This window comes from Labrenzia sp. 5N (genome assembly GCF_012395805.1).
Lineage (GTDB): Bacteria > Pseudomonadota > Alphaproteobacteria > Rhizobiales > Stappiaceae > Roseibium > Roseibium algicola.
On the sequence record NZ_JAAZTM010000016.1, the window covers coordinates 156,174 to 183,158 of the forward strand.

20 protein-coding genes and 1 other RNA gene are annotated in these 26,985 nt (G+C 59.8%); 11 read left to right on the plus strand and 10 right to left on the minus strand.

Features of this window, described 5'->3' with window-relative positions; translation table 11 throughout:
* Positions 1 to 70: 70 nt before the first annotated feature.
* Positions 71 to 304, minus strand: coding sequence for a hypothetical protein (locus HEP89_RS16560; protein WP_023000503.1), 234 nt, complete (start codon positions 302 to 304; stop codon positions 71 to 73).
* Positions 305 to 452: 148 nt separating this feature from the next.
* Here HEP89_RS16560 and ligA point away from each other — a divergent pair, with 148 nt between their 5' ends.
* The 3 genes from ligA (at position 453) to HEP89_RS16575 (ending at position 6,024) form a co-directional block, all read left to right on the plus strand.
* Complete coding sequence (ligA, locus tag HEP89_RS16565; RefSeq protein ID WP_168692538.1) at positions 453 to 2,606, plus strand: NAD-dependent DNA ligase LigA; 2,154 nt, start codon at positions 453 to 455, stop codon at positions 2,604 to 2,606.
* A gap of 292 nt (positions 2,607 to 2,898) precedes the next feature.
* Positions 2,899 to 3,195: a GIY-YIG nuclease family protein gene (locus HEP89_RS16570; protein ID WP_077292354.1), complete on the plus strand. Its 297-nt coding sequence runs from the start codon at positions 2,899 to 2,901 to the stop codon at positions 3,193 to 3,195.
* Between the two features lie 390 nt (positions 3,196 to 3,585).
* Positions 3,586 to 6,024, plus strand: coding sequence for a UvrD-helicase domain-containing protein (locus tag HEP89_RS16575; RefSeq protein ID WP_055655459.1), 2,439 nt, complete (start codon positions 3,586 to 3,588; stop codon positions 6,022 to 6,024).
* A gap of 135 nt (positions 6,025 to 6,159) precedes the next feature.
* Here the strand turns inward: HEP89_RS16575 and HEP89_RS16580 are convergent, their stop codons facing one another.
* On the minus strand, positions 6,160 to 6,726 hold the full coding sequence (locus tag HEP89_RS16580; RefSeq protein ID WP_168692539.1) for a tetratricopeptide repeat protein: 567 nt from the start codon (positions 6,724 to 6,726) through the stop codon (positions 6,160 to 6,162).
* A gap of 139 nt (positions 6,727 to 6,865) precedes the next feature.
* On the opposite strand from HEP89_RS16580, the gene HEP89_RS16585 reads away from it, so the two are divergent.
* A complete protein-coding gene (locus HEP89_RS16585) occupies positions 6,866 to 7,756 on the plus strand; it encodes a 50S ribosomal protein L11 methyltransferase (protein ID WP_168692540.1) in 891 nt (296 codons plus the stop codon).
* Positions 7,757 to 7,970: 214 nt separating this feature from the next.
* On the opposite strand, the gene HEP89_RS16590 is transcribed toward HEP89_RS16585, so the two are convergent.
* Positions 7,971 to 8,174, minus strand: coding sequence for a hypothetical protein (locus tag HEP89_RS16590; protein WP_051990144.1), 204 nt, complete (start codon positions 8,172 to 8,174; stop codon positions 7,971 to 7,973).
* Positions 8,175 to 8,420: 246 nt separating this feature from the next.
* Here HEP89_RS16590 and HEP89_RS16595 point away from each other — a divergent pair, with 246 nt between their 5' ends.
* Together HEP89_RS16595 and HEP89_RS16600 are read left to right on the plus strand one after the other, a co-directional pair.
* A complete protein-coding gene (locus HEP89_RS16595) occupies positions 8,421 to 10,235 on the plus strand; it encodes an aminopeptidase P family protein (protein WP_168692541.1) in 1,815 nt (604 codons plus the stop codon).
* A 70-nt stretch (positions 10,236 to 10,305) separates the two neighbouring features.
* Positions 10,306 to 11,340, plus strand: coding sequence for a phytanoyl-CoA dioxygenase family protein (locus HEP89_RS16600; protein ID WP_168692542.1), 1,035 nt, complete (start codon positions 10,306 to 10,308; stop codon positions 11,338 to 11,340).
* Between the two features lie 42 nt (positions 11,341 to 11,382).
* Here HEP89_RS16600 and HEP89_RS16605 read toward each other — a convergent pair whose 3' ends face one another.
* Positions 11,383 to 13,047 (minus strand): chloride channel protein, encoded by a 1,665-nt coding sequence (locus HEP89_RS16605; RefSeq protein ID WP_209014739.1) that lies wholly within the window; start codon positions 13,045 to 13,047, stop codon positions 11,383 to 11,385.
* A 250-nt stretch (positions 13,048 to 13,297) separates the two neighbouring features.
* Here HEP89_RS16605 and HEP89_RS16610 point away from each other — a divergent pair, with 250 nt between their 5' ends.
* Complete coding sequence (locus HEP89_RS16610) at positions 13,298 to 15,112, plus strand: chloride channel protein (RefSeq protein WP_168692543.1); 1,815 nt, start codon at positions 13,298 to 13,300, stop codon at positions 15,110 to 15,112.
* 75 nt (positions 15,113 to 15,187) lie between these two features.
* Here HEP89_RS16610 and HEP89_RS16615 read toward each other — a convergent pair whose 3' ends face one another.
* Positions 15,188 to 15,640, minus strand: coding sequence for a thioesterase family protein (locus HEP89_RS16615; protein WP_197923246.1), 453 nt, complete (start codon positions 15,638 to 15,640; stop codon positions 15,188 to 15,190).
* A gap of 169 nt (positions 15,641 to 15,809) precedes the next feature.
* Between HEP89_RS16615 and HEP89_RS16620 the strand changes: the two genes are divergently transcribed.
* Both HEP89_RS16620 and HEP89_RS16625 read left to right on the plus strand, forming a co-directional pair.
* Complete coding sequence (locus tag HEP89_RS16620; RefSeq protein ID WP_023000515.1) at positions 15,810 to 17,234, plus strand: FAD-linked oxidase C-terminal domain-containing protein; 1,425 nt, start codon at positions 15,810 to 15,812, stop codon at positions 17,232 to 17,234.
* 181 nt (positions 17,235 to 17,415) lie between these two features.
* On the plus strand, positions 17,416 to 21,264 hold the full coding sequence (locus tag HEP89_RS16625) for an AsmA-like C-terminal region-containing protein (RefSeq protein ID WP_168692544.1): 3,849 nt from the start codon (positions 17,416 to 17,418) through the stop codon (positions 21,262 to 21,264).
* A 340-nt stretch (positions 21,265 to 21,604) separates the two neighbouring features.
* On the opposite strand, the gene HEP89_RS16630 is transcribed toward HEP89_RS16625, so the two are convergent.
* The 4 genes from HEP89_RS16630 to ssrA all read right to left on the minus strand — a co-directional run bounded on the left by HEP89_RS16630 (position 21,605) and on the right by ssrA (position 23,260).
* Complete coding sequence (locus HEP89_RS16630) at positions 21,605 to 21,838, minus strand: ribbon-helix-helix domain-containing protein (RefSeq protein WP_152506015.1); 234 nt, start codon at positions 21,836 to 21,838, stop codon at positions 21,605 to 21,607.
* Between the two features lie 6 nt (positions 21,839 to 21,844).
* Positions 21,845 to 22,123, minus strand: a complete 279-nt coding sequence (locus tag HEP89_RS16635; RefSeq protein ID WP_168692545.1) for a DUF4169 family protein — start codon at positions 22,121 to 22,123, stop codon at positions 21,845 to 21,847.
* Positions 22,124 to 22,140: 17 nt separating this feature from the next.
* Positions 22,141 to 22,716: an SspB family protein gene (locus HEP89_RS16640; protein WP_023000519.1), complete on the minus strand. Its 576-nt coding sequence runs from the start codon at positions 22,714 to 22,716 to the stop codon at positions 22,141 to 22,143.
* A gap of 174 nt (positions 22,717 to 22,890) precedes the next feature.
* Positions 22,891 to 23,260, minus strand: a transfer-messenger RNA (tmRNA) gene (gene ssrA, locus HEP89_RS16645).
* 156 nt (positions 23,261 to 23,416) lie between these two features.
* Here ssrA and HEP89_RS16650 point away from each other — a divergent pair.
* Complete coding sequence (locus HEP89_RS16650) at positions 23,417 to 24,211, plus strand: thymidylate synthase (protein WP_023000520.1); 795 nt, start codon at positions 23,417 to 23,419, stop codon at positions 24,209 to 24,211.
* A gap of 12 nt (positions 24,212 to 24,223) precedes the next feature.
* Here the strand turns inward: HEP89_RS16650 and HEP89_RS16655 are convergent, their stop codons facing one another.
* Positions 24,224 to 25,609 (minus strand): multicopper oxidase family protein, encoded by a 1,386-nt coding sequence (locus tag HEP89_RS16655; RefSeq protein ID WP_209014740.1) that lies wholly within the window; start codon positions 25,607 to 25,609, stop codon positions 24,224 to 24,226.
* A 162-nt stretch (positions 25,610 to 25,771) separates the two neighbouring features.
* On the opposite strand from HEP89_RS16655, the gene HEP89_RS16660 reads away from it, so the two are divergent.
* Entirely contained in the window at positions 25,772 to 26,842 is a 1,071-nt protein-coding gene (locus tag HEP89_RS16660) for a serine hydrolase (protein ID WP_168692547.1), read from the plus strand.
* Positions 26,843 to 26,985: the final 143 nt, after the last annotated feature.

Sequence of the window (26,985 nt, forward strand, 5' to 3'; positions counted from 1 at the left end):
AGTGGACAAAAAGAGGGCGGGTTAGCCGAAGCTCCCGCCCTGTGGTGCAGTTTTCAAATGAGAAATGGTCTTACGGCTCCTTGACGAGCGGTGCTTCCTTCATGTCAGGCAGCTTCAGTTCACCTTCTCCCAGATTGGGGACATTCAGCTCGATGCTCAGCTCTTCGTCGTTCGTGAAAAAGCCATTGGCATAGAGCAGGCCGCCTGCGATCAGCGCGACGACAAGCGCTCCGGCCATAAACCAGCCAGCGCTGTTGCCGTTCGTCTTCTCGACATAATGCGTTTCACGGTCCTGATAAGCCATTCGTGTCTCCTCATTCCAACATTGACCAGCATCGAGTTTTGCCGGTTCGATGTGCTATCAACGCTTGAGCCCGCCATTCGGTTCCGGTATCCGATTTAATCCGGTCATCAACTCGGCCTGTCCCGCTGACACATTTCGTGAAGACATCATGACTGACACTTCCTTCGCCCAAACCGACATCGACGCCCTGACGCAGGAGGAAGCACAGGTCGAGCTGAAACGGCTGGCGGCGGAAATCGCCGAGCACGACCGCCGCTATCACCAGGAAGATGCCCCGGTGATCTCGGATGCGGACTATGACGCCCTGCGCCGGCGGAACGCGTCCATCGAGGCCCGGTTTCCCAATCTCATTCTTGAAGACGGTCCCTCTGCCCAGGTAGGGGCGGCCCCGGCGTCCGGTTTCGGCAAGATTACTCACCGGGTGCCGATGCTGTCGCTGGACAATGCCTTCAACGATGACGACGTCCGGGACTTCGTCGGCCGCGTGCGCCGGTTTCTGAAGTTCGATCCGCTGATGGGGGCTCTGGCGGTTACCGCGGAGCCGAAGATTGACGGTCTGTCGCTGTCTCTTCGGTATGAAAACGGCACTCTGGTTTACGCCGCAACGCGAGGTGACGGCACCACAGGTGAAAACGTCACCGAGAACGCGAAGACGATCAAGGATATTCCGGAGAAGCTGTCCGGCACGGTGCCGGGTGTCGTTGAAGTGCGCGGCGAAGTCTATATGGCGCACAAGGATTTTCAGGCGCTGAACGAGCGCATGGCAGCCAATGGCGGCAAGGTTTTCGCCAACCCGCGCAACGCGGCGGCGGGCTCGTTGCGCCAGCTGAAATCCGAAATCACGGCCTCCCGCCCGCTGCGGTTCTTCGCTTATGCCTGGGGCGAGATGAGCGAACTGCCGGAAGACACCCAGTTCGGCATGGTCAAACAGTTGGAAGCCTGGGGCTTCCAGGTCAACCCGCTGATGAAACGCTGTGAAACCGTGGAAGAGCTTCTCGGGGTCTATCACGGCATCGAGGAAAGCCGTGCCCAGCTAGATTATGATATCGATGGTGTGGTCTACAAGGTCGACCGGCTGGACCTGCAGGAGCGCCTCGGCTTTGTCTCGCGGTCACCCCGGTGGGCGATCGCTCACAAGTTCCCGGCCGAACAGGCCTACACCATTCTCAACGACATCGAGATCCAGGTTGGCCGAACAGGTGCCCTGACGCCGGTTGCCAAGCTGGAGCCGATTACGGTGGGCGGTGTCGTCGTTTCAAACGCGACCCTCCACAACGAAGACTATATCAAGGGCATTGGCCAGGACGGAGAGTCGATCCGCGGCGGCAAGGATCTTCGTATCGGTGACACGGTGAAGATCCAGCGTGCCGGCGACGTCATTCCGCAGATTGTCGATATCGACCTGGACAAACGCCCCGATGGGTCGGAAGCCTTCGAGTTTCCGACTGTCTGCCCCGCCTGCGGTAGCCACGCGGTGCGCGAGGAAAAGGAAAAAACCGGGCGCCGCGATGCGGTGCGCCGCTGCACCGGCGGTCTGATCTGCCCGGCCCAGGCAACGGAAAAGCTCAAGCATTTCGTCTCGCGCAATGCCTTCGACATCGAAGGCTTCGGCGACAAGCAGGTCGACGCCTTCTACAAGGAAGGCCTTGTGATGGCACCGGCGGACATCTTCACGCTGGAGGAGCGGGACAAGCGCTCTCTCACCAAGTTGCGCAACCGGGAAGGCTGGGGTGCCGTTTCGGCGAAGAACCTTTTCGAGGCAATCAACGCGCGGCGAGAGATTGACCTTCATCGTTTCATCTTCGCCCTGGGCATCCGTCACGTGGGCGAGGGCAACGCCAAACTTCTGGCACGTGCCTATGGCTCCTGGGCGGTGTTCTATGCAGCCATGAAGGCGGCGCATGACACGGCGGGCGAAGCCTGGACAGAGCTCAATGACATCGACGGCATCGGCCATATCGTTGCCGAGGCGCTGGCGGAGTTCTTTGCCGAGCAACACAATCTCGACCAACTCGACGCACTTCTGGTCGAGGTATCACCCAAGGACGCTGAAAAGATCAACGCCTCCGGCTCGCCGGTCGCAGGCAAGACAGTGGTTTTCACCGGCTCGCTGGAACGTATGACCCGCGACGAAGCCAAGGCCATGGCCGAACGCTTTGGTGCCAAGACGGCAGGTTCCGTCTCGAAAAAGACCGACCTGGTGGTGGCCGGTCCTGGTGCTGGTTCAAAGCTGAAAAAGGCCCAGGAGCTGGAGATCGAAGTCATCTCCGAGGATGACTGGTTCGATCTGGTGGGGGCCTGAGGCGCTCCTACCTTCTCTATCTCTGTTTTGCGAAGATAAGGCAGGGGCGGCATGATGCACGGGCTCCCTTGTTTACTGGATCCCCGCCTGCGCGGGGATGACAAGAGAGAGGCTTCGGGACATGGCTTTGCTTCTTGTCATCCTGGTTTGTCGCGTAGCGGCAAGACCGGGATCCAGTAACCCCTGTGCTCGCTGGAACCACAAACCTCTGGGGTTCCTGAAACCGTTATCGGCAATGCCAAATCAAAAGCACTAACGTATATCCGGGAAGAATTTCAACGAAGGCTCCACGTTGCACCTTGATCAGCAATACTATGTCTACATTCTTGGAAGCGGACTGGGCGGCACGCTCTATGTCGGGGTGACGAATGATCTGTTGGGCAGGGTTTCGCAGCACCGTGAAAGCATCGGAAGCCAGTTTACCGCGAAGTATGGCGTGCATCGGTTGGTGTATTACGAAGTTCACGAGGAAATCGAGTGGGCGATCAAGCGGGAAAAACAGCTCAAACGCTGGAATCGTGCCTGGAAGATCCGTTTGATCGAAGAACGGAATCCAAACTGGGACGACCTGTTTGCTAAACTGGTTTGACACTTTTGCGTCGCTTCGATCGTTTGCTGCGCATGGCTTGTTCTCCCGCCACTTGGTCAAGCAACAGGCTCCCTTGTTTACTGGATCCCCGCCTGCGCGGGGATGACAAGAGAGAGGCTTCAGGGCATGGCTTTGCTTCTTGTCATCCCGGTTTGACGCGCAGCGGCAAGACCGGGATCCAGTAACCCCTGTGCTCGCTGGAACCGCAAACCTCCGGGGTTCCTGAAATCTGTCGCGGCTTTGTCAAAGGAGGCGGCCTCACGCAGTTGCCGGTTCAAATAAGAAAAGCCCGCTTCTTGTCCCCACCAAATCGGTCATTCCTGCCTCGCCAGCGCCGGTATGTTGCTATATTGTTCTCAAAACAAGCGCTTGAAACCGGACCAGTAAACCATGACCGACCCGGACGGGTACGACGATTCCTTTGACGATCCATTCCAGCCTATCGGCACGCGGGCGGAGTCCGCGCCTGCTCCCGTGCGGCCGCAAGGAGGGATCGCGGCCAGGGCGATGGCGGCACGGCGGGCACCGGACTATCTGACGGGGCTGAACCCGGAGCAGCGGCTGGCGGTGGAAACGACCGAAGGGCCGGTTCTGGTGCTGGCTGGTGCCGGCACGGGCAAGACCCGCGTTCTGACAACACGCATCGCCCATATCCTGGCAACCGGCTTGGCGCGACCGTCCGAAATTCTGGCTGTCACGTTCACCAACAAGGCTTCGCGCGAGATGAAGGAACGCATTGCCGGTTTTGTCGGCGGCAATGTGGAAGGCATGGCGTGGCTCGGCACGTTCCACTCCATCTGTGTGAAGATCCTGCGCAAGCATGCCGAACTTGTCGGCTTGAAATCGTCCTTCTCGATCCTCGACACCGACGACCAGATCCGCCTTATCAAGCAGATCATCCAGGCCGAAGGGCTGGACGACAAGCGCTGGACGGCCAAGGCCTTTGCCGGGATGCTGGATGGTTGGAAAAACCGGGCTCTTGGGCCGAAAGACATCCCGGAAGGCGAGGCGCGGGCGTTTGCCAACGGCAAGGGGCGAAAGCTCTACGAGGAATATCAGGAGCGCCTGTCGATCCTGAACGCGGCCGATTTCGGTGACCTGCTTTTGCATGTCATCACGCTGTTCAAGACCCAGCCGGATGTCCTCAAGGAATATCAGCGCCGCTTCCGCTATATGCTGGTGGACGAATATCAGGACACCAACATCGCGCAGTACCTGTGGCTGCGCCTTCTGGCCCAGGGCAACCCGAATGTCTGCTGTGTCGGTGATGATGACCAGTCGATCTACGGCTGGCGCGGCGCGGAAGTCGATAACATCCTGCGCTTCGAACATGACTTCAAAGGCGCCACCGTCATTCGCCTGGAGCGCAATTATCGCTCGACCAGTCATATCCTGGCTGCCGCATCCCACCTGATTGCCTTCAATGAAGGCCGTCTCGGCAAGACCCTGTTCACGGATTTCGAGGAACCCGACCACGACCTGGTGTCGGTGGCCTCCGTCTGGGACAGCGAAGAAGAAGCGCGCACCATCGGCGACGAGATCGAGACGCTTCAGTCGCGAGGTCATTCGCTCAATGAAATGGCGGTTCTGGTGCGGGCATCGTTCCAGATGCGCGAGTTCGAAGACCGGTTTGTCACGCTGGGACTTAATTACAGGGTCATCGGCGGTCCGCGCTTTTATGAGCGCATGGAAATCCGCGATGCCATGGCCTATTTCCGCTGTGTCGCGCAGCCCGCGGACGATCTGGCGTTTGAGCGCATTGTCAACACGCCGAAGCGCGGTCTTGGCGATGCGACGCTGAAACTGGTCCATGGCGTTGCCCGGGCAGAGCGTATTCCACTGATGCAGGCGGCAAGCCAGCTTATCGATACCGAAGAACTGAAGCCAAAGCCACGCAACGCGCTGAAGTCCGTGCTCGACAACTTCGAGCGCTGGCGGCGTCAGCTCGACCAGATGAAACACACCGAACTGGCGGAAATCATCCTCGATGAGAGCGGCTACACCGAGATGTGGCGGCAGGACCGCTCGGCGGAAGCGCCCGGACGGCTCGACAACCTGAAGGAACTGATCCGGTCTATGGACGAATTTGAATCCATGGCCGGTTTCCTGGAGCACATTTCCCTCGTCATGGACCGGGACAGCGCGGATGCGACCGACGCCGTATCCATCATGACGCTGCACTCGGCCAAGGGGCTGGAATTCGACACGGTTTTCCTGCCCGGCTGGGAAGAGGGGCTGTTTCCCCACCAGCGCGCGCTGGATGAATCCGGTCGCGCGGGTCTGGAGGAAGAGCGCCGGCTGGCCTATGTCGGCATCACCCGGGCGAAGAAACGCGCAAAGCTCTATTTCGCGTCCAACCGGCGCATTCACGGCCTCTGGCAGTCCACCGTTCCCTCACGGTTTCTGGACGAGCTGCCGCCGGACCATGTCGAGATTGCCGAAGCTTCGTCCAGCTATGGCGGCTATGGCGGTGGCGGTTACGGACCGTCCCGGTTCGACAGTCATGATCCCTTCGACAAGGGCAGCTACTCCACCCCGGGCTGGCAACGTGCGCAGCGTGCCAAGCAGTCCTCCAGCGGATTTTCCGATGGCGGCGGCCGTGGGTATCAGTCCGCGCGGCAAAAGCGTCAGGGGCCGTTGACCATCGAAGGAGAGCTGGTGGCGAAATCCGTCAGTGACACGCCATCGCAATTCTCTCTGGGCGAGCGCGTGTTCCACATCAAGTTCGGCTATGGCGCCATCAAGTCGATCGAGGGAAACAAGCTGACCATCGACTTTGAAAAGGCAGGGGTGAAGAAGGTCATCGACAGTTTCGTCGAACGGCACTGACCGGCTGGTTGCAAGAACTTGTCCGGTGCACTGCTTCTGACGTCTACGCTCCAATAGAACCGGGAATTTGGTCTCGCACCTGATGTATCCTTGGGTTGGCCCCAAAACCTGAGACACTTTGCGCCTGGGGCCGTTCTAGAGATCGACACCTTGCGGTTTGATCAGCATGTCGCGTTCCTTCAGGTAGGGATGTATACCGACGGCCTCACGCAGCACTTCCTGGCCCATTTGCACCCTGCCGAGCGTCATGAAGATGATTGCCTTGCCGGACAAGGCGCCAAAGTGCCGTGGTTCCAGAGCAAGGGCGCGTTCGATATCTTCGAGGCTGGCTTCGTAATTACCCTGCAAGAAGAGGATGAAGGCACGCTGGTTCCAGCCTTCCGAGTAATCCGGTGCTTCTTCCACGACCGTGTCGAGCAGATCCTTCGCACCCTGAAAGTCATAGGATCCTCGTTTACGCATGGCTTCGTCCACCTTCTGCCGGATCTCCGGCGTGGGAGCGGCATCCAGCCAGGTGTGCCAGATACTATCCTCGATCTTGCTGGCCGTCTCTTCATTCGGAGCGTTCTTCAAGGCTTCAAACAGTTGATCCTGCTCGGACGTTGCCCAGGCGGGGAGGATGAGAAGCTGGAGGCAAAGAAGGGCAGCAACCAGACATCCGGTCACTTGCAGCCAGTTTAGGTGCGAACGGGGGCAAGCCATGGGTGTTTCCTCGCATTTCCCAATGAAATGGGGCACAGACCCGGTTTGCCCAGTCCCGGGACCGTTTCAAGCTGGCATCGCTGGCCGCTTCCCGCTATACCGCACGCCTTGACCCCAATAACCACAGGCGCGAGCGGCGATGAAAACCATCCGGGTGCGGATCACGGCTGAAGAACTGGAAGCCAAGCGGATCTCCGAGATCCTTGAACGGGCGTTTGAGGACGACGGCAATCCGGTGACCATCTACGAAGCAACGCCGGACGGACGCCTGTGGGCGGCTGAAATTCTTCTGTTCGACATGGAGCCGGAAGAGGCGGCTGCGACGGTGCGCGACCGTGTCGGTGCCGATGCATTTGCCGCGCCGCTGGAAGCAGAAGAACTGCCGGATATCAATTGGGTCGAGAAGAGCCTGGAAGGGCTGAAGCCGGTAAAGGCCGGTCGTTTCGTTGTTCACGGCAGCCACGATAGGGACAAGGTTCCAGGTGGGGCCATCGGCATCGAAATCGAAGCAGCGCTTGCCTTCGGAACCGGTCACCATGGCACGACCGCGGGTTGCCTGGAGGAAATCGACAGGCTTTTGTCCATGCGCGCGTATGACAGCATTCTTGATCTTGGAACGGGAACAGGCGTGCTGGCAATCGCAGCTGCGCTTCAATCCCGCCAGTTGGTTCTTGCAACCGATATCGACCCTGTTGCGACGAAAACGGCGCTGCAAAACGCCCGGCTCAACGGTGCGGGGCACCTTGTTCGTGGCTTTACCGCCAACGGAATTGAAGACCGCCGCTTCCGTCTCTTTGGTCCGTTCGACCTGGTGATCGCCAACATCCTGGCGCGACCACTGATGAAGATGGCGAAGTCCATCGGTGAACGCATGACGCCGACCGCAACCCTCGTGCTGTCCGGCCTCAGGGTGGAAGACGGTCCCCGGATCCTGTTCGCCTACGGCTGTCAGGGGTTCATTCTGGACAGGCGCGGCGAAAAGGACGGCTGGTTGACGCTTACACTTGTGCGGGGACGTAAACAGGCCTGACTGCGTTCGCCATCTGCCAGGAAACAGCGATGATCATGTCCTCGCCTGCAAGGCGCTTGTCGTCGCCAGGCTCCGCAGGATGGGGGAGGGGGAGAGCCGTTTCTTTTATTCTGGTGCCCGGAAATCTTGACAGCAGATACAAAAAGACCCGCCGAAATTTTCGGCGGGTCTTTTCTTGTGCACAGTGGTTTTTACTTAAACCGTCCTGAGCCCCTTAGAACGCGCTGGTAGAGGTGCCTTCGCGCTCGAGCTGGGCGCGGTCATAGCCGTGGGAGGCCAGGGTCGCGTCGTCCAGTGACAGCAGGTAGCCGTTGACATAGCGGCGTGCCTGGATGGAGCGGGCTTCAATCATGCGGTCGAATGCGCGGCGCATGAAGCTGCCGCCAGCGCGGGTCGAAGTGGTCGTTTTCATGGTCATCGTGATCAATCCCATTTGAAGGTTAAGAGCTTCCCTAGGGAGAACGTCTTTTTCTTGTGTGACCTCTATATGCGCTTTTGCCGGGACCTCAGGTAGGCCTCGAAACGCATGCCAGCCTTGCGCTCTTCGCATATGCGAAAGATTTTGCTGCAGTGCGAAATGTGGGGAAGATTATGCTGCTGAACCAATTCAAGCGGAATAATTATCCAGCTTGATCGGATGGGGCCGCGAAATTATCTTGCGGCCATGTTCCAGACCTTTGACGATCTCAGTGATCCTTCCTGTGGCGCGCCGCATGCGGCGCTTCTCAGAGCCGAACTCTCCCGCCGTGGTCTCGACGGCTTTCTCGTGCCGCGCGCCGATGCGCATCAGGGCGAATATGTGCCGCCGCATGATTGCCGCCTCCAGTGGCTGACAGGCTTTACGGGATCTGCCGGCATGGCGGGGGTTCTGGGGGAAGAAGCCGCGATTTTCGTTGACGGCCGATACACCATTCAGGTGCGTGACCAGGTCGACATGGCGGTCTTTCCGGCGCGCCATCTTGTCAATGAGCCCGTGACTGACTGGCTGGCCGAACGACTGCAGCCGGGGCAGAAACTGGGCATCGATGCCATGCTGCACACGGTGCGAGAGGTTCGTCGTCTAGAGGAGATTTGTGAGTCGGCCGGCGCCACTTTGGTCAAGCTGAACGACAACCCGGTTGACGGTGTCTGGAAGGACCGTCCGGAGCCGCCGCTTGGTCAGGTTTTTCTCTATCCGGTTGAGCTTGCCGGACGCGGTGCGAAGGACAAGATTGCCGAAATCCAGTCGGCCCTCGCAAACAAGAAGGCGGATGCCTGCGTGCTGACGCAGCCCGATTCGATTGCCTGGCTGTTCAACATCCGTGGGTCTGACGTCACCCATACGCCGTTGCCGCTCTCCTTCGCCACGGTTCCGGCAGAAGGCAAGCCGTCCCTGTTCATTGATGGCCGCAAGTTGTCCAATTCCGTTCGCGATGCACTCGCCGATCTGACGGACCTCAGTGAACCGGCTGATTTCAAGCCGGGGCTGGAGGGTCTAGGCAAGGCTGGTGCCAGGGTGATGATTGATCCGGGCCTGGCGGGGATCGGCATCGCCGACGCCATTACCAAGGCAGGTGGAACCTTGCTGGAAGCGCAAGACCCGATCCTGCTGCCGAAGGCGATCAAGAACGAGACGGAGCTGAAAGGCGCGCGCACCGCGCATGTCCGCGATGCAGCTGCTTTCGTCAATTTTCTGTGCTGGTTTGACGAAGTTGCCCCCAAGGGCGATCTCGATGAGATCGCCGCCGCGGAAAAGCTTGAGGAGTTCCGCCAGGAAACCGGTGTTCTGAAGGATATTTCCTTCGACACGATTTCCGGTGCGGGCCCGAACGGGGCGATTTGCCATTACAGGGTCAGCCGGTCCAGCAATCTCAAGATCCCGGTCGGCAAACCGTTCCTGATCGATTCGGGTGCCCAGTACGAAGACGGTACCACCGACATCACCCGCACACTTGCGGTCGGGGAAGTCGGCACGGAGATGAAGAAGCACTACACGCTGGTGCTGAAGGGACATATTGCGATCTCGACGGCAAAGTTCCCGGAAGGCACCACGGGTGCGCAGCTCGATACGCTTGCCCGGATCGACCTGTGGAAGGCCGGTCTTGATTTCGACCATGGCACCGGTCATGGCGTCGGTGCCTACCTCAGCGTTCACGAAGGACCGCAACGCATTGCCAAAACCGGCACGGTGCCGCTGAAACCGGGCATGATCCTGTCGAATGAGCCAGGCTACTATCCGGCGGGCGAATACGGCATCCGGATCGAAAACCTGGAAGTCGTCACGCCTGCGCGTGATTTGCCGGGTGGGGAACGCCCGATGCTCGGCTTCGAAACGATCACCCTTGTGCCCATGGATCTTCGGTTGATTGAGCCTGCTCTGCTGACGGTGGCCGAGCGCGACTGGTTGAACCGGTATCATGAGAGGGTCCGTGCCGAGATCGGCCCCCTTGTGGGCGCGAAAGAGCGGATCTGGCTGGAACAGGCGACAAAAGCGATCTAAAAGATCCTGAAGGCCGGTTTCGACCGGCCTTCCTATTTTGAATTCTTGTTTATCGAGCTGAGGTTTTTCAATGCGCGCCGCGGATGTTCTCAAGATGCCGCTCTACGCTGCCGAGCTGGCAACCGGAGCCAAGTCGTTTCGGGACAACCCGCTGATTGGCAGCCGCCGGCTGAACGAGGCCGGGTTGCACGCCAAGCGCATCAAGCTGGCGGAATCCATGGCGGATACGCGCCGCCGCAGGTTGGAGCATCTGCTGCCGGAAGCTGATCGCGCTGCTTATGCAAAAGACGGATTTATCGCCACCCGCAACCTTCTGCCGGAAGATGAACTGGCGGCGCTGCGCAAGGAAGTCGAAACAACGCGCTTCGATGCCTGGGACATGCGCCAGGGCAATGCCGTCACGCGGTTCGTTCCCCTGCCGCCCAGTGTGCTTGCAGATTTGCCTCATCTGAAGGCCTTCGTCTGGAGCAAGCCGTTCCAGAACGGTCTGCGTTATGTCGGGTCGACCAATGGTGATCCACTGGTCTACCTGCATATCGTCATGACCAATCCGGACACTAAGCGGAAGGCCGACCCGCAAACGGCATTCCATTCCGACACCTTCCACCAGACCGCGAAATCTTGGTTCTTCCTCTATGACATCGATGATGCCGAGGGACCTTTCACGTATATTCCCGGATCGCACCGGCTGACGCCGGAACGGCTGGAATGGGAACGTGAACAGAGCCTATCGGCCTGTGGCGACAAGAACACGCTGCATGCTCGCGGTTCCTTCCGCCTTGCTCCGGAAGAACTGGGTCGGCTGAAATATCCCGAGCCGGTGAGGTTCGCAGTTCCCGGCAACACGCTGGTCGTTGCCGATACCCACGGCTTTCATGCGCGTGCCGCCAGTAAGCGGCCGTCGGTACGCGTGGGCATTTATGGCTCGCTGCGTCGAAATCCATTCCTGCCGTGGGCGGGGCTTGACCCGTTCGATCTGCCAGGCCTCAGGGGGCGCCAAGCCCGGTTCTACATGGCCCAGAAGGATCTGCAATTCCGCCTGAAAGGCAAGGCATCGCATCGCTATGCGGGCAAGATCCTGGTAACGGAACCTTCGAAATTCTGACCTTGCGGACTATCCTCTAGGCGGAATTCCTGCAGATCTCCGTTAGTGGTGCTCTTCCTCGTTGGCTTTGATCAGTTCCGAGTTGAAGTGATTGAGCGCCTTTACGTGGCGCGCCTGTCCGACGATCCTGGTTGCATCTTTGGTGCTGACGACCGGAAGCGAGGCTTCTCCGCAGGAATCGAAGCTTTTCAGTGCGCTTTCAAGCGAGTCTGTATCATGAAGGTAGCTGCCGTCCTGACCGGGTCGGAAAATGCAATCCTCCTCATTGGCCGGGGGAGGGTCCATGAAATCCTTCACCTTGACCGTTTCTCCCAGAAAGCGGTGGATGCCGTCATTCACGAAATAGCCGCGCAGGCCAAGCAGCCAGTGGAAATAGGATTTGCCATGAACGGCCTGTGTCAGGCCCGTTGCAATCGACACGGTCAGCAGCAGGGCGATCGAGAGCGTGTAGCCGCCGGTCAATTCGAAAACGATCATGGTTGTTGAAAAGGGCGCGCCGAGAACCGCTGCTGCAACGGCCCCCATTCCCAGGATCGCGTATAGCCCCTCGCTTGAAGCCAGTTCGGGAAAGACTGATGCGGCAATCAGCCCAAAGGCGCCTCCGGTCATTGCCCCCAGATAGAGCGATGGAGAAAAGATGCCGCCACCAAAACGGGACGCCAGCGTGATCGCGGTCGCGGCTGTTTTCGCAAACAGCAGAGCGAACAGCATCGCAAGGGGCAACTGGTCCTTGAGGGCGGCGTCCGTGGTCTCGTAGCCGACGCCAAGCACGTCGGGAAAGACCAGAGCAATGAGCCCGACCGCGAAACCGCCGACAACAGGCCGCAGCCAGACCGGCATCGAAATGTTCCGGGCAACCCAATCCGTTCCGATCAATGCAAACTGGAACAGGATTGCCACGAGGGCGGAAACCAGGCCCAGAAGCGCAAAGGCGGGAAATTCCCAATAGGAGGTGATCTGGTGTCCCGGAATGACGAAGGCGGCAACGTCGCCGAACCAGAGCCGGGAGAATACGGTTCCCGTTACGGCGGCAATCGCGATGGGCGAAATGGCCGACATCGCATAGTGCCCGAGAATGACCTCGTGTGCGAACAGAACGCCTGCGATAGGCGCGTTGAAAGAGGCGGATACCGCACTGGCAACGCCGCAGGCCAGCAGAATGCGGTGCGCGGAATCCGGCAGGTGAAACAGGCGCCCGACGGATGCACCGATGGTTGCTCCCAGGTGCACGACGGGGCCTTCACGCCCGGCACTGGCGCCGGAGCCGAGCGATAACGCCGTTATAAGGACTGATGATATGCCCGGCCAGAACGGCAGCCCGCGTCCGCCTTTGACACGAGCCTCGATCACGTCCGCCACGCTGAACGTTCTCTGCATCGGTTGCATGTACTGAAGCAGCAGACCAACCAGCAATCCGCCAATGGTGGGCCCGGCAACGATCATGTACCACGGCAGTGTCGCGGCGGCGCTGACGACACGTTCCGTCGCCGTGCCAAGCCAGGGCAGCTGCACCAGGCTGATGATCTCACGGAAGATAATGGCCGCCCAGGAGACGAAAGAGCCGATCAGAAGGGCCAGCAGCCAGACGATATGGCTTTTCTGGCGCAGAAATTCCCTGAAGTTGAACCCGATGCCAGCGAGAAGTCCGGCGATGCCGGAACGAATGGAAGGGGCGAGCCTGTAAAGAAAGTTCAATCGGTCTGGCATTTGGTCGGCGTGACTCAACTGAGATTAAAAGCCAATCTGAATTACGGCCCCATTTTACGGAGGAACCGCGTCACTTCACCGTCAAAATTGAAAAAATCCGGCTTGTCCCTTGATTTTCATGTGTTCAGGTTTAAGGAGGGGGTGTCGAAGCCTTCAGGCCATGTCGCCATCCCGGTCGCCTAGACCGGCTGTTTTGGGCTCCGGCAAATCGCCAGAAGTAGCCCTCTCAGCCAAGAAGTGTTGGCCTGCCATGTCCGTTGTTGAACCGTCCGATACACCGTCACTGTCCGGTGACGGCCCCCCAGACGCGCGCGAAAAACGCGTATTTTCTGTGCCCATGTTGTGTCTTGTGGCGTTCTTTATCGGGATCGTCGCGGCCATTGGCGCGGTTTTCTTCCGATATCTGATCTCGGTCGTTCACAATCTTTTCTACTACGGAAAATTTTCGACCGTTTACGACGCCAACCAGTTTGCCGATGCCAGTCCTCTTGGCGCTCTGGTCATTCTCGTACCCGTCGTCGGTGGTTTGATCGTGGTGTTTCTGGTGAAGACCTTCGCTCCGGAGGCCAAGGGACACGGCGTGCCGGAGGTGATGTTCGCGGTCTACCACAAGAAAGGCGACGTTCGCGGCGTGGTGGCGCTGGTGAAATCCTTTGCCTCGGCGATCTCCATCGGAACCGGTGCATCCGTCGGCCGCGAGGGGCCGATCATCCAGATCGGCGCCTCCTTCGGTTCAACGATCGCCCGGGCGCTGCATCTGCCGCGCTGGCAAAAGATCACGCTGCTTTCTGCTGGGGCAGGGGCGGGGATTGCCGCCACCTTCAATACGCCGCTTGGCGGGGTGCTCTTTGCTGTCGAGATGCTGTTGCCCGAGGTCAGCAACCGGACATTCCTGCCCGTGGTCGTTGCCACGGCGACAGCCACATACGTCGGCCGGATTGCCTTTGGTCTCGACCCGGCCTTTATCGTGCCGATCTCCGCGGAAGAGGCTATCGAAGCCATCGCGCCGATCCAGCTGGGCGCCTATGCACTGCTCGGCGTCCTGGCCGGCATTGCCTCCTGGGCTTTCATTCGCACGCTCGCCTGGTGCGAGGACCTGTTCCCCAAGCTCCCGGGCAATGATTACACCCAGAACATCATCGGCATGCTGATCATCGGCACGCTCAGCTATGTTTTGATGCTCACCACGGGGCATTACCACACCGCAGGCGTCGGCTATGCCACGATCCAGGATATCCTGAATTCGACCCCTTACACATTCATACTGCTGGCTGTTCTCTTCATTGCGAAAATCATCGCGACATCGATCAGCCTTGGTGCGGGGGCCTCCGGCGGTGTCTTCTCGCCGTCGCTGTTTATCGGTGCGACGCTTGGCGGCATGGTCGGTGTTCTGTGTTCCTACCTGTTCCCGGACAGCGGATTTACGGCGGTGGAATTCGCCCTTGTTGGCATGGGAGCGCTCGTGGGCGGTGCAACCGGCGCATCGATGACTGCCATCGTGATGATCTTCGAGATGACCCGGGACTATAACGTCATCGTGCCGCTGGTTCTGGCGGTCGCGATTGCGGTCGGTGTCCGGCGCTGGCTGATCAAGGACAACATCTACACGGTCAAGCTGCGCCATCGCGGCAAACCGATCCCGCTCAACCGGCACACCAACATGTATCTGGTGCAGCCGATCAAGGAAGTGATGGCAAAGAACTTCGTGATCCTGCCGCTTGATACACCTGTCCAGGAAGCGATTTCCGCCGTGAGTGCCGATGGCGGATCCCACATCATCGCGTCCGACGGGCCCCGGATTGCCGGCTTTGTGCGCCTCGGCACCATTCCTTACCAGGCCGACCGCTTCGCCGGGCAAACGCTGCGCGCGATCCTCTCAAGCGATTTCGTGATTGCACCGGCAACCAACATCATGAATTCGGTGATCACCCGCATGAACAACCGCAATCGCAGTTGCGCGATCATTGTGTCGGGCGATGGCCGTATTCCGCGTCCGGATGATGTGGTCGGGGTGGTCGATTCCAAGGAAATCGCCGGCGTCGTCGTCTCCAACCACTACGGCTGAGGCCATCGGTTCGGATGTCAGCCCGTGGAGTGGTTTGCCGATCCACGGGCTTTTGTTTTCGCGTCGATCAGTTGCTCAGGGTTTCTTGCGGATCTCGATATGGCGTCCAGCCCGTTCCGGGCGCGGCAGACTGGCATGAGCTTGCGACAGGGCCGTCAGGTTGGCCGCAATGTCCTCCGGCCAGGGAGCGACCTTGCGGGCGTTCATGTCGACATGAAGGCTCAGTTGTTCTGATGTCGCCGACAGCCAGCCTTCCTCGGCGTGGCGCAGTTCCTGATAGAAATGCGCACGCTTGGCGTCGAAATCGACAAGCTGAAGCGTCGCGATCACCTTCATGCCGGCGCTGAGTTCGCGCAGGTAGCACACATGTACCTCTGCGGTGAAGAACGAGCCGCCACGGGTCTTCACATAGTCGGGACCCATGCCGAGACGGTGAAAGACCTCATCGACAGCCGTATCGAACAGGACGTTGTAATAGGCCATGTTCAGATGGCCGTTGTAATCGATCCAGTCGTCCCTGACCGTCATGATTTCGCTTTCCACCGGCTTTGCGTCCCAAGTCACCTTCACAATCCTCCTTGCGCCATTGTGTCCAACCTTGCGGGAAATGCCCATTAGGCTTTGACCTTTCGGGCCGGGGCTAACATATTCGGTTTTTTACCGCGCAGACAAAGTCGCGGCCCCAGGAGGAATGAGAATGCCGGAATTGGCAACCGCGTCCGACGGAGCGCAAGTCCTTGAAAAGAATGGCGCGATCGGCGCTGCCATCGAAAAGCTGACGGGCCTGTTCAAGGACCGTTGCTCCACGTCCATGGCTCTGCGGGAACAGCATGGCCACACCACCACCTGGTTGAAGAATCAGCCGCCCGATGCAGTTGTCTTTGCGGAGACGACCGAGGAAGTCGCCGAAGCCGTCAAGATTTGCGCAGCTCACAAGGTTCCCGTGATCGCGTTCGGCACGGGGTCCTCGCTTGAAGGGCATGTGAATGCACCGTTCGGCGGCGTTTCCATAGACCTGTCCCGCATGAACAACATTCTGGAGGTCAATGCGCAGGATCTGGATTGCAGGGTCGAGGCCGGGGTAACGCGCAAGCAGCTCAACAGCTTTATTCGCGACACCGGCCTGTTCTTTCCGATCGACCCGGGGGCGGATGCCAGCATCGGCGGCATGGCGGCGACCCGTGCATCGGGCACCAACGCTGTTCGATACGGCACGATGAAAGACGCAGTCCTCGGCCTCACCGTGGTGACCGCGGACGGACGGATCATCAAGACGGGTGGCCGGGCGAAGAAGTCCTCGGCGGGTTATGATCTGACTCGGCTTTTTGTCGGCTCTGAAGGCACGCTCGGCATCATCACCGAGTTGACCTTGCGCCTGAACGGTCAACCGGAAGCCATTTCCGGTGGCGTCTGCCCGTTCCCGGATGTTGCATCCGCCTGCAATGCTGTCATCACCACCATCCAGATGGGTCTGCCTGTCGCGCGTATCGAGCTTCTGGATGAAGTTCAGGTGCGCGGCTGCAACATCTATTCCAAGCTGGATCTGCCTGAAACTCCGACGCTTTTCCTTGAGTTTCACGGATCTGAAGCCGGGGTGCAAGAGCAGTCGGAAACTTTTTCGGCGATTGCCGAGGAGTTTGGCGGCGGGCCATTCAAATGGGCGACAGCGGCCGAAGACCGGACGAAACTTTGGGCAGCCCGGCATGACGCCTATTGGGCGGGCAAGTCGCTGAAGCCTGAAGCCAGCATCATGGTGACGGACGTGTGCGTGCCGATCTCGCGGCTTGCGGACTGCGTTGCCGCCACGGCCGAGGATATCCGCAACGAAGGTTTCCTGGCGCCAATCGTCGGTCACGTGGGTGACGGTAATTTCCACGTTCAGATCCTGGTCAACCTGGACGATCCGGAAGAAAAGCAGCGGACGGAGGACTTTGTCGGACGGCTTGCGCTCAGGGCCATCGCCATGGGGGGTACCTGCACCGGCGAACACGGTGTCGGCCAGGGCAAGCAGAAATACATGGCCAAGGAACATGGCGAAGCGCTTGATGTGATGCGCGCTGTCAAACTGGCGCTCGATCCTCACAATTTGATGAATCCCGGCAAGATCCTGCCGCAGTCATGATATTGTATCGAATCAGTTCAATAAGCTCGTTTTGCTCCGCCGGACGCCGCAGGGCGGCGATCCGGCCGGCGCCGGAAATCCTGTGTTTGCACTGCAGCACGGATCGGCTACATCTATCCGGTACGATATCCGGTGACTTTGGAGAAAAAGGAGACAAGGCCTGAACTCCGTCTACATCACGTTGGGTGTAACAGTCATTCTGGTGCTGGTGGCAGCGCTGGTCGGGCCGTTCTTTATCGACTGGACCGTCTATCGGTCGACTTTCGAAAGCTATGCGGAGCGCGCGCTCGGGCACAGGGTGACTGTGCTGGGGGAGGCGGACCTGCGGCTTCTGCCTGCGCCCTCCATCAGTTTTTCCGACGTGCGTGTCGGTGGTGCCGAAGATCCGCTGCTGGTGGTGTCGCGCTTCGACATGCGCATCGAGCTTCCGTCGCTGCTGAAGGGCGAGATTCGGGTTCTCGACATGGAACTCGATCGTCCGCACCTGTCACTTTCACTTGATGAGGCTGGTCGACTGGACTGGCTGACGGCCATGACGTCGAGCGGCGCCATTGCCAAACTGGCACCGGATGACCTGTCCTTCGAAAAGGTGACGATCCGTGACGGCGCATTGACGATCGTCGATGCGCGGTCCGGCGAAATCAACCGGATTGATGACGGAAATCTGGTCGTGTCCGCACGCTCGCTAGAAGGCCCGTTCCGGGGCGCCGGCAGTCTCACGCTGAATGGTGCGCCCTATACGGTCAGTCTTGCGACGGGTCGCGCACAGGAAAACGCGGGACTGCGCGTCAAAGGCGAAGTCACGCCCACCGACAGGCCGGTGAACTTTGCTTTCGACGGTCAGCTTCAGGTGGCCGACGCCGCGCCCGAATTCGACGGCCGCTTCACCATCGCCTCTGTTGCGCTGGAAGAAAACGATCCGAATATCTGGCAGGCGGAAGGGCAGTTCACTGCCGATATCGCCGAGGTGGCGGTTCCTGAGTTCGAGTTCCGCTATGGTCCCGAAGACCGGCGCCTGAGCATGACCGGCAATGCGGATCTGATCTATGCCGGCGAAAAGCGTTTTGAAATCCGTGCGAAGTCGAAGCAGGTCGATCTGGACAGGTTGCTGGGCGGTGGACCGCAATCCCCCGTCGACATCAACGAGGCGGCGACACGGCTAATTGCTGCCCTGCGCGTCGTGCCGCTGCCGTCCATCGACGGTGCTGTATCCATGGATGTTCCGGCGCTGGTGGCCGGTGGCGGCATCATCCAGAATGTTCGCCTGGATCTTGAAACCATGCTGGGTGGCTGGCGCGTCGCGCGCCTTGCCGGACGCCTGCCGGGCCGCACGACGGTTGCCACCCAGGGCGACCTCGGCCTGGAGCCGTCTTTGACCTATCGCGGTGCGGTGTCTATCAGCTCGGACCAGCCGGGGTCGCTTCTCAGCTGGTGGCGGCAGAAGGAAGCCGGCGTCGGTACTATCGAACCAGTTTCCCTGGAAGGACGATTGAACCTGGTGCCCGAAGGAGCGGCGCTGGACAATCTGCGTCTGACCATTGCCGGTTCCAAAGCCCGCGGCGGCCTGGCTTACCGCATTCCACGCAGCGGCAATTCGGAATTCTCGCTCTCTCTGGAAGCTGACCGGCTCGATCTGGACCAGATCGAAAACCTGGCTGCGCTGCTTCACCCTCAGGCTGTCGAAGCGGGAGAACCGGCAGATCCCAAAGGCCTCGATGTTTCCTTGCGCCTTCGTGCCAAACAGGTGGTGGCACGCGATGTCGAGGGCGAAGGTCTGGCGCTGGAGGCAGAGTATTCCGACGGAGGTGTCAGGATCGACAGGCTGTTTGCAAATGACCTTGCAGGCGCCCGGCTCGATGTCTCCGGCGATATCCGCAATCTCTTTTCGGCGCCCGAGGGAGCTGTGTCCGGAACGCTCGACGCCCGGGACCTGTCCGGTCTTGTTGCGCTGGCAGGCGGGTTGTTTCCCGAAACCGTCTTTGTTGAACGGTTGGAACGCGCAGCTGCAAGCCTGGTGCCTGCCAAGTTCGATGCCGAGTTGAAGGCGGCTGCGGTTGGCGAAGCAACGGACATGACATTGCGCCTGGATGGGAGCGCGGGCGGCGCCGATGCTGCGATCAATGCCGAGCTCAAGGGCCGTGTCGACCAGTGGCACGATGCCGAAGTTGCCGTCGGTGTTGAACTGAAGGGCCCGGATGGCGGCCGGCTTCTGCAGCAGCTCGGCTTTGATGTCATTCCTTTGGAAGCTGCCGGAACAGGCCATCTGGCGCTGAATGTTTCCGGCATCCCGGCAAAGGGGCTGGCCACCGACCTTTCCACGGAGATCGGCGGATCCAGCGTTGAAGCCAACGGAACCTTGACCCTGAAAAAGGATGAGGCGCCGGAATACCTTGTTTCGGTGACCGCAGAGACAGCGGACCTTGGCCCGCTGGCGTTGATGGCCGGCCGGGTCCTGCCGGTCATGAGCGGCACGATCCCTGCAGCGCTTTCGGTCGATGTCGAAGGGATTGGCAGCTCGATGGCTGTCAGCAGGGCTGAAGGCTCGCTCGGAACGACGACGTTCGAAGGTCGTCTGGAAGGCGACCTTGAACCGGCGCCGGGCGAACGTAACAGACGTTTTTCCGGTGAGATAACGGTGTCCGAGGCAGATCTGCGCACAATGACGGAACTGGTCCTTGGTCCCGATCAGTGGTTTTCGGCGGGGGACGGTTCAAGCATCTGGCCGACAACCCCGTTCGGGTCGCCGCTTCTGGATGGCCTCGACCTGACCATGCAGTTCAAGGCAGACAGAATGCTGCTGGACGAGGACACCGCCATTACCGGTCCGAGTGCCGAAATTCGTCTGTCTCCCAGCCTGTTCCGCCTCGATGGACTGCAGGGAGCCTTCGCCGGTGGTCAGCTTGACGGCAGCCTCTCGATACGCCGGACCGAGGCGGAGGCCGCGGCTTCCGGACGGGTGAAACTGGACAATGCCGATCTGAGGCAGGTGTCCTGGCGGCCGGACAACAGGGCGGTCGCTTCCGGCACGCTCGACCTTTATCTGGAATTCGAAGGGGCGGGTCGCTCGATCTCGGCAATCGTGTCAGGCCTCAACGGCGGCGGCACGTTCTCGATGGAAAACGGCGACTTCCGGGGTCTCAATCCGCAGGCCTTCCCGCTGGTGACACGCGCTGTGGATGCGGGACTGGACCTTCAGGAGAACAAGATCCGTGACGTTTTCGTCAGCCACATGGCGGCGGGAAGTCTTCCGTTCAAGCGCGTTGACGGCACGCTGACAATGGTGGGCGGACGACTGAGTGCTCGTAACGTTGTTGTTGATGCTGAAAAGGCGGAGATCTTCGGCAGTGCCGAGGTCAATCTCGCCAGTTACGATCTCGATGCGGATTTCTCGTTGAAAGTTGATCCGGGCGAGGACGCGGTCACCGGTGCTGAACCGCAGGTCGGGCTGTTGTTCGAGGGGGCGGTCGAGGCTCCGGAACGCCGCATCGACATCGCGCCGTTTACCGCCTATCTCACCCTGCGTGCCTTTGAGCGGGAGGTTGAACGCGTCGAGAAGCTACAGGCGGAAATTCTGGAACGTGACCGGCTTGTGCGGGAACTGAAGAACCAGCGGGAAGGCGAAGCCCGCCGGGACCGTCAGGCAGCCCGGGCGGCCGAAGAGGAGCAGCTTCGTCTTGAGCAAGAGCAGTCCGGCGAAGACATTCAGCCTCAGCCGGATCCGGACAAGCAGGAAAATTCAGCCCTTCCGCAACAGACCAACGAAGCGCCGCGCAGGGAAACCCGCGCCGCGCCGCCGCCAGTGCCTGCGCCAGCCCCGGCACCGGCCCCGGCTGTTGCCGCGGCTCCCTTTGCCGAGCGCATTCGGGCCGTGTTGGAGACGCCGGACCTGGAAGACCTGACCGCAGCGCCAGATACTGCCCCGGTCACCAATCCTTCGAACAGCCTGCCACCCCTGGACCCGCCGGTCTCCATCGAAGACCTTCTGACACGCGACGTCGGCTCGCCGCTGGTCCTGCCCGGCGCGCAGTAACAGGCTGGTACGACGGGCCTTCGCTCGTCGATATTGGGCAGGTGTTGCCTGAAGCCCATTGAACGGCGATCGGAAAAGAAGCCGCCAGTCCTTTTCACTCAAAGTTTCAGCAATCTCTCCTCATCCTGAGGAAGCGCGCAGCGCTGTCTCGAAGGATGGGCGGCACACTCTTGAGCAAGTGGCCCATCCTTCGAGACGCGCGCAAGCGCGCTCCTCAGGATGAGGGAGATGTATGTTGCAGAGGCGGCAAGAGGGCTGAAGCTCAGAGGCAGTCCGGGCACTTCTAGCTGCGCTGTGGGCAGGCGAAAAGCAGGGGACCGGAAATCAGATTGTCAGCCGTTCATCCCTCCGAAATCAGACCAGCTTCCATTTGGACCCGTTTCAAGGCCCAGATCCTGACAGCGGAAGAGAGCGGATCATCGGGGTCGCGGTTGTCGTCGATTTCGGCAATCAGTCCGGCGAGGGACTTGTTCGCGGCGTCGGCGTAGGCGTCGACGACGTCCCAGAATTCCGGTTCCAGCGCCAGGCTGGTGCGGTGGCCGTGAAGGGAGAGGGAGCGCTTTAACAGAGCCATTGGCGGTCAGCCGCGATCGCCGGAAGAGCTCGGGCCAGAAGGTTCGGCTTCGGTTTTGTCCGCATCTGTTGTTGCTTTATCGGATGGTTCGGCATCCGGGCCGTCAGGTTTTTCCAGAAGATGCCCGTCGACGTGGATTTCCAGCGTTTCCCGGCGTTGGCGGGCCGCCTCACGTTCGGCTTTGGACCGGCCATACTTGCGCCGGTTGTCCTCGGCCGTCTTTTCCTTGTCCTGACGGTTCTTCTGCTTGCGCACCATGCGCAGATTGATGATCTCCGCGCTCATGGGAAAGGCTCCCGATCTCAGGTCTTCTTGCGGAATGCATCCAGGGAAACGACTTCGCCGCCACCGTCACTGCTTTCGGCAGCTTGCACGGCAGGTTTCGCCTTGGTGTCTGCAGTTGCAGCTTCCTTGTCGCCTGCGCCGTCGTCCTGCCTGGCTTCGTTATCGGCATGTTCCTGCTCGGCCCTGGCAAGTTCTTCCACGGCTTCCAGCAGCTCTTCCGGCAGTTCTTCCGCCGTCTTGCCGGGATCGAACTCCAGCGCGAACTGTACGGACGGATCGAAGAAACCCTTGATGGCAGAAAAAGGCACCAGCAGCTTTTCCGGCACGCCGCCAAAGGACAGGCCAACCTCGAACGCATGTTCGCCGATGGCAAGATCCCAGAACTGGTGCTGCAGCACGATGGTCATTTCCTGCGGATAGCGCTCCTTGAGTCGCTGGGAAATGCGCACGCCAGGGGCATTGGTGTCGAACGCGATGTAGAAGTGATGGTCTCCGGGCAGCCCGGTACGACCGACTTCGGCAAGTATTTTCTTCACCGCTCCACGCAGCGCGTCCTGGATCAGAATATCGTATCGCAGAAGGTCTTCAGACATCGGTTTTCGTCGAATCTCGCTGGAAAAGTCCACTATCAGGAGCACATTGACGGGCCGAGATCAAAAAGAAAAGGCTCTTTTCCAAGTGAACCCAGATTAATGTGTGCAACCCGGCAATCATCGCTCATTGGTCATGCAACCTATGTAGGACGCTGCAAATACATGGGAAGATCAAGTGGAGGCTTCTGTTGCCAGGTGCCTCCGAACCCCGCCCGTGAGTGCTACCTCAAAGGACTTAGTGGACTACCGGCGCAGCGTTACGCTGCGACAGCGTTGTCCATAGCATAGTTGTCATTTGCAACTATTAAGAAAGCCCGATAACGGTGGTACAATGCCGAGCAAAAGCACAGTCTTTACGCCCTCGTCGATCCTATTTCGCCCCCGCCGAAACCCATGGAGTTTCCATAGCTTAGCCCCATGGGCTTGGGTGGAGGCGCCGGGTACCGCCCCCGGGTCCGATAGGTTTATTGCACTGACCATTTATTGCCATAGCTGGCGAACCAGCAGCCCTGATATAAGGTCTTCGGCCCTGAAATGAAAGAGGCTTCTGGCAAAGCATGTCGTTTGCCGGCTTGGTTCATGGCCATTCTTCCACAGCACGTGCCAAGTTGGGGAAAGTGCGGGGGAGGGGCTGTCTTTTCGGAAAAATCTGCCAAGTTAACCACAAACTCCAGATCTCCTGACCGCGAAGGCTTCCGCCGTGCAGCAATATCTCGATCTCTTGTCGAAAATCCTGGACGAAGGCGTTGATCGGGGCGACAGGACCGGAACGGGCACGCGCTCGATCTTCGGCCACCAGATGCGCTTCGATCTCTCGCAAGGCTTTCCCTGTGTCACGACAAAGAAGTTGCACCTGAAGTCGATCATTCACGAGCTGCTGTGGTTCCTCGCGGGCGATACCAACATTCGGTATCTGAAAGAAAACGGGGTGAAGATCTGGGACGACTGGGCGGACGAGAACGGCAATCTCGGGCCGGTCTATGGCTACCAGTGGCGGTCATGGCCTGCACCGGACGGCAGATCCATCGACCAGATCGCCAATCTGCTGAAGATGATCCGGACCAACCCGGAAAGCCGGCGGCTGATCGTCTCGGCGTGGAACCCGGCTCTGGTCGACGAGATGGCGCTGCCGCCGTGCCATTCGCTGTTCCAGTTCTACGTGGCTGACGGCAAGCTCTCCTGCCAGCTTTACCAGCGGTCGGCGGATGTCTTCCTGGGCGTGCCCTTCAACATCGCCTCCTATGCGCTGCTGACCATGATGGTGGCCCAGGTGACCGGCCTGAAGCCCGGAGACTTTGTGCACACGTTCGGTGATGCGCATCTTTATGCCAACCACTTCGATCAGGCCCGTGAGCAGCTCACACGTTCGCCGCGGCCCTTGCCGGAAATGAAAATCAATCCGGATGTCACGGATCTCTTTGCGTTCAAGTTCGAAGACTTCGAACTGACCGGCTACGATCCGCTCCCGCACATTGCCGCACCGATCGCAGTCTAGCCACCGGCTGTTTCAGCTCACTTCGAACCAGGTCATCATGCCCGATGCCGCATGACCGAGCATGTGGCAGTGGATCAGCCATTTCCCGGGATTGTCCGCAACAAAGGCGATCTTGACCGTCTCGCGCGGCTGACTTGTGAAGGTGTCGCGCCAGTCGGGGTTCTCCAGTTTCGTGCCATCGCGCTCGATGACGCGGAAATGATGGCCATGCAGGTGGATCGCATGCGGGAAAGCCGTGTCGTTCCGGCTTTCCAGAAGGATCGTGTCGCCGCGCTTGGCGGAAAACATCGGATCGTCTTCCATACCGGCCACACCGTTGAAAGCCCAGAAGAGCCCCTCGGACATCATCTGGCGCATGTCCATCTCGACGCCGTGTCTCATCATCGACTGCATGCCGCCCATGGCTCCACCCGCCATCACTAATGGCAGTTCCCGGGGAGAGCTCAGATCGGGTTCAGGCAACCGGTTCGGCGGTGGCAGCACGAGTGGCAGGTCTTCGCTTTCGGTTTCCGAGACGACGAAGTTGGCGAAGGTGAAAGGCTTGCCGGTCATCATCTCGAATGGCAGCTTGCCGGTTTCCTGAGGTCGCAGCACAAGATCCATGCGCTGTGCCGGCGCCAGTTGCACAGTGCCCTCGACCTCCCGCGCGGTGTCAAAGGCCTGCCCATCAAGCCCGACTGTCTTCGCACCAAACCGCGCCGGAGCCAGATCAAGGATACGCGCCGTGGAGGCGTTGATAAGGCGCAGCCGGTGCCAGCGGTCCTTCTTCAACGCAATGTCGGGCATCGAAGCACCGTTGATGGTCAGCCAGTTGCCCAGACGTCCGGCATGGGCAAAGTCGTGCATGGCGCCGAAGCTTGCGGTTTCCAGGATACCGTTTTCGTCCAGACGCCAATCGTTGAGGATCAGCGTGATGTCGCAATCGGGGTCGAAGGACTGCTCGTCGTCCTCGACAATCAGTGCGCCCGCGAGGCCGCGCGGCACCTGGTTCCAGCTCATGTTGTGGGCGTGGTACCAGAAGGTGCCTGCGTCCGGCACGACAAAGTCGTAGTCGAAGCTTTCACCGGGGGCGACGGGGGGCTGAGTGAGGCCGGCAACACCATCCATGGCATTGTCGATGCGGATGCCGTGCCAATGGACCGAGGTGGGTTCGTCGAGGTTGTTGGTGAAGCGCACTCTGACGCGTTCGCCGCGCTTGACCCGTATCTGCGGACCGGGCAGCCGGTCGTTGTAGAGCCAGAGATCCGAGAGGCCGCCGTCCTTGCCATAAAGTCGGGCCTGTCCCTTGACCGCCGCAAGGTCGAAGAAACCTTCTTCCGTTTTTGCCAGAGCAAAGGCTGGTGACAAGGCAGCAAGACCTCCTGCCACCGATGCTTTCAAGAACGAACGTCGATCCACTCTCCCACCTTCCTGACGCAAGTTGCTTCTCCCTGTCACTATGGTGGTTCCAGTTGGTGGAAGGTCAAGCTCCTCGCACGGCAATAAACCTTTCAAATAACGCTCGCATTTGGCGATGAAACTGCCGACACTTCCTTCAGGTTTCACGCAAGGGAGCTCTTCATGAAGTCAACCGACGGTCTTTCGCTCTCACCCCACGCGGCAGCTGCCGAGCGTCGCGGGTTCGATACGTCCCTTGGCCGCAAGCTCTGCGCCGGTGCCGAGGCAGGTTTGTTGCCGCATCTTCATGTCGTGATTGCAGAACGCGGTGGTGAGACGGTTCTGGAAAGTTATGGCAAGGGAGAGGACGAAAACTGGGGCCGTCCGATCGGTGAGGTAACCTTCGGCCCCGAGACCCTTCACGACCTGCGTTCTATCACCAAATCCATCGTCAGCTTGCTCTATGGCATTGCGCTGGAGCGGGGCGAGGTGCCGACGCTCGATACGCCGGTCCTGAAGCTTTTTCCCGAATATGCCGACCTTGCCGCGGATCCGAAACGCATGGAGCGGACCGTGGAGCACGCCTTGACCATGTCGCTCGGCATGGAGTGGGACGAGACCCGTCCCTATACCGATCCGGAAAACAGCGAAATCGCCATGGAAATGGCCCCGGACAGGTACCGTTACATTCTGGAGCGTCCGCTGGTGGGAGACCCCGGCACCCGATGGATCTACAGTGGCGGAGGCACCGCGCTGGTGGGCGAGATCCTGCAACGGGGAACGGGACAGAAGCTGGCCGATTATGCAAGGGAACGCCTGTTTTCGCCACTTGGCATAAATCAGTTCGATTGGTCTATCGGCCGGGATGGGGCCTATTCGCCGGCGTCCGGGCTGAGGTTGGCTGCACCGGACCTGCTCAAGATCGGACGTCTCGTTCTTGACAACGGTATCTGGCAGGGCAGGGAGATCGTTCCCGAAGCCTGGATCCGGGCTTCACTGCAGCCAATCATCGAAACCAGCGAAGGGCCGGGATACGGCTATTTCTGGTTTTGCGGCCAGGTTCCCGTTCCGGCTCTTGGCGGCCCGACACCCTGGTTTGCCGGCTTCGGTAATGGTGGCCAGCGGCTCTGGCTGTGCCCCAAGGCAGATGTTGCGGCCGTCATCTATTCCGGCAATTACAACGACTGGTCCGCCTGGATCCCGCCGACCCGGGTCTGGAGTGAGATCATTCTGGCGAATTTACGGGAAGCGTAGCCTCGCCTTTGAACGCCTGATCCTGACACCAATACATCCTCATCCTGAGGAAGCGCGCAGCGCTGTCTCGAAGGATGGGCCCCACACGCTGAATATGCCGCCCATCCTTCGAGACGCGAGCAGGCTCGCTCCTCAGGATGAGG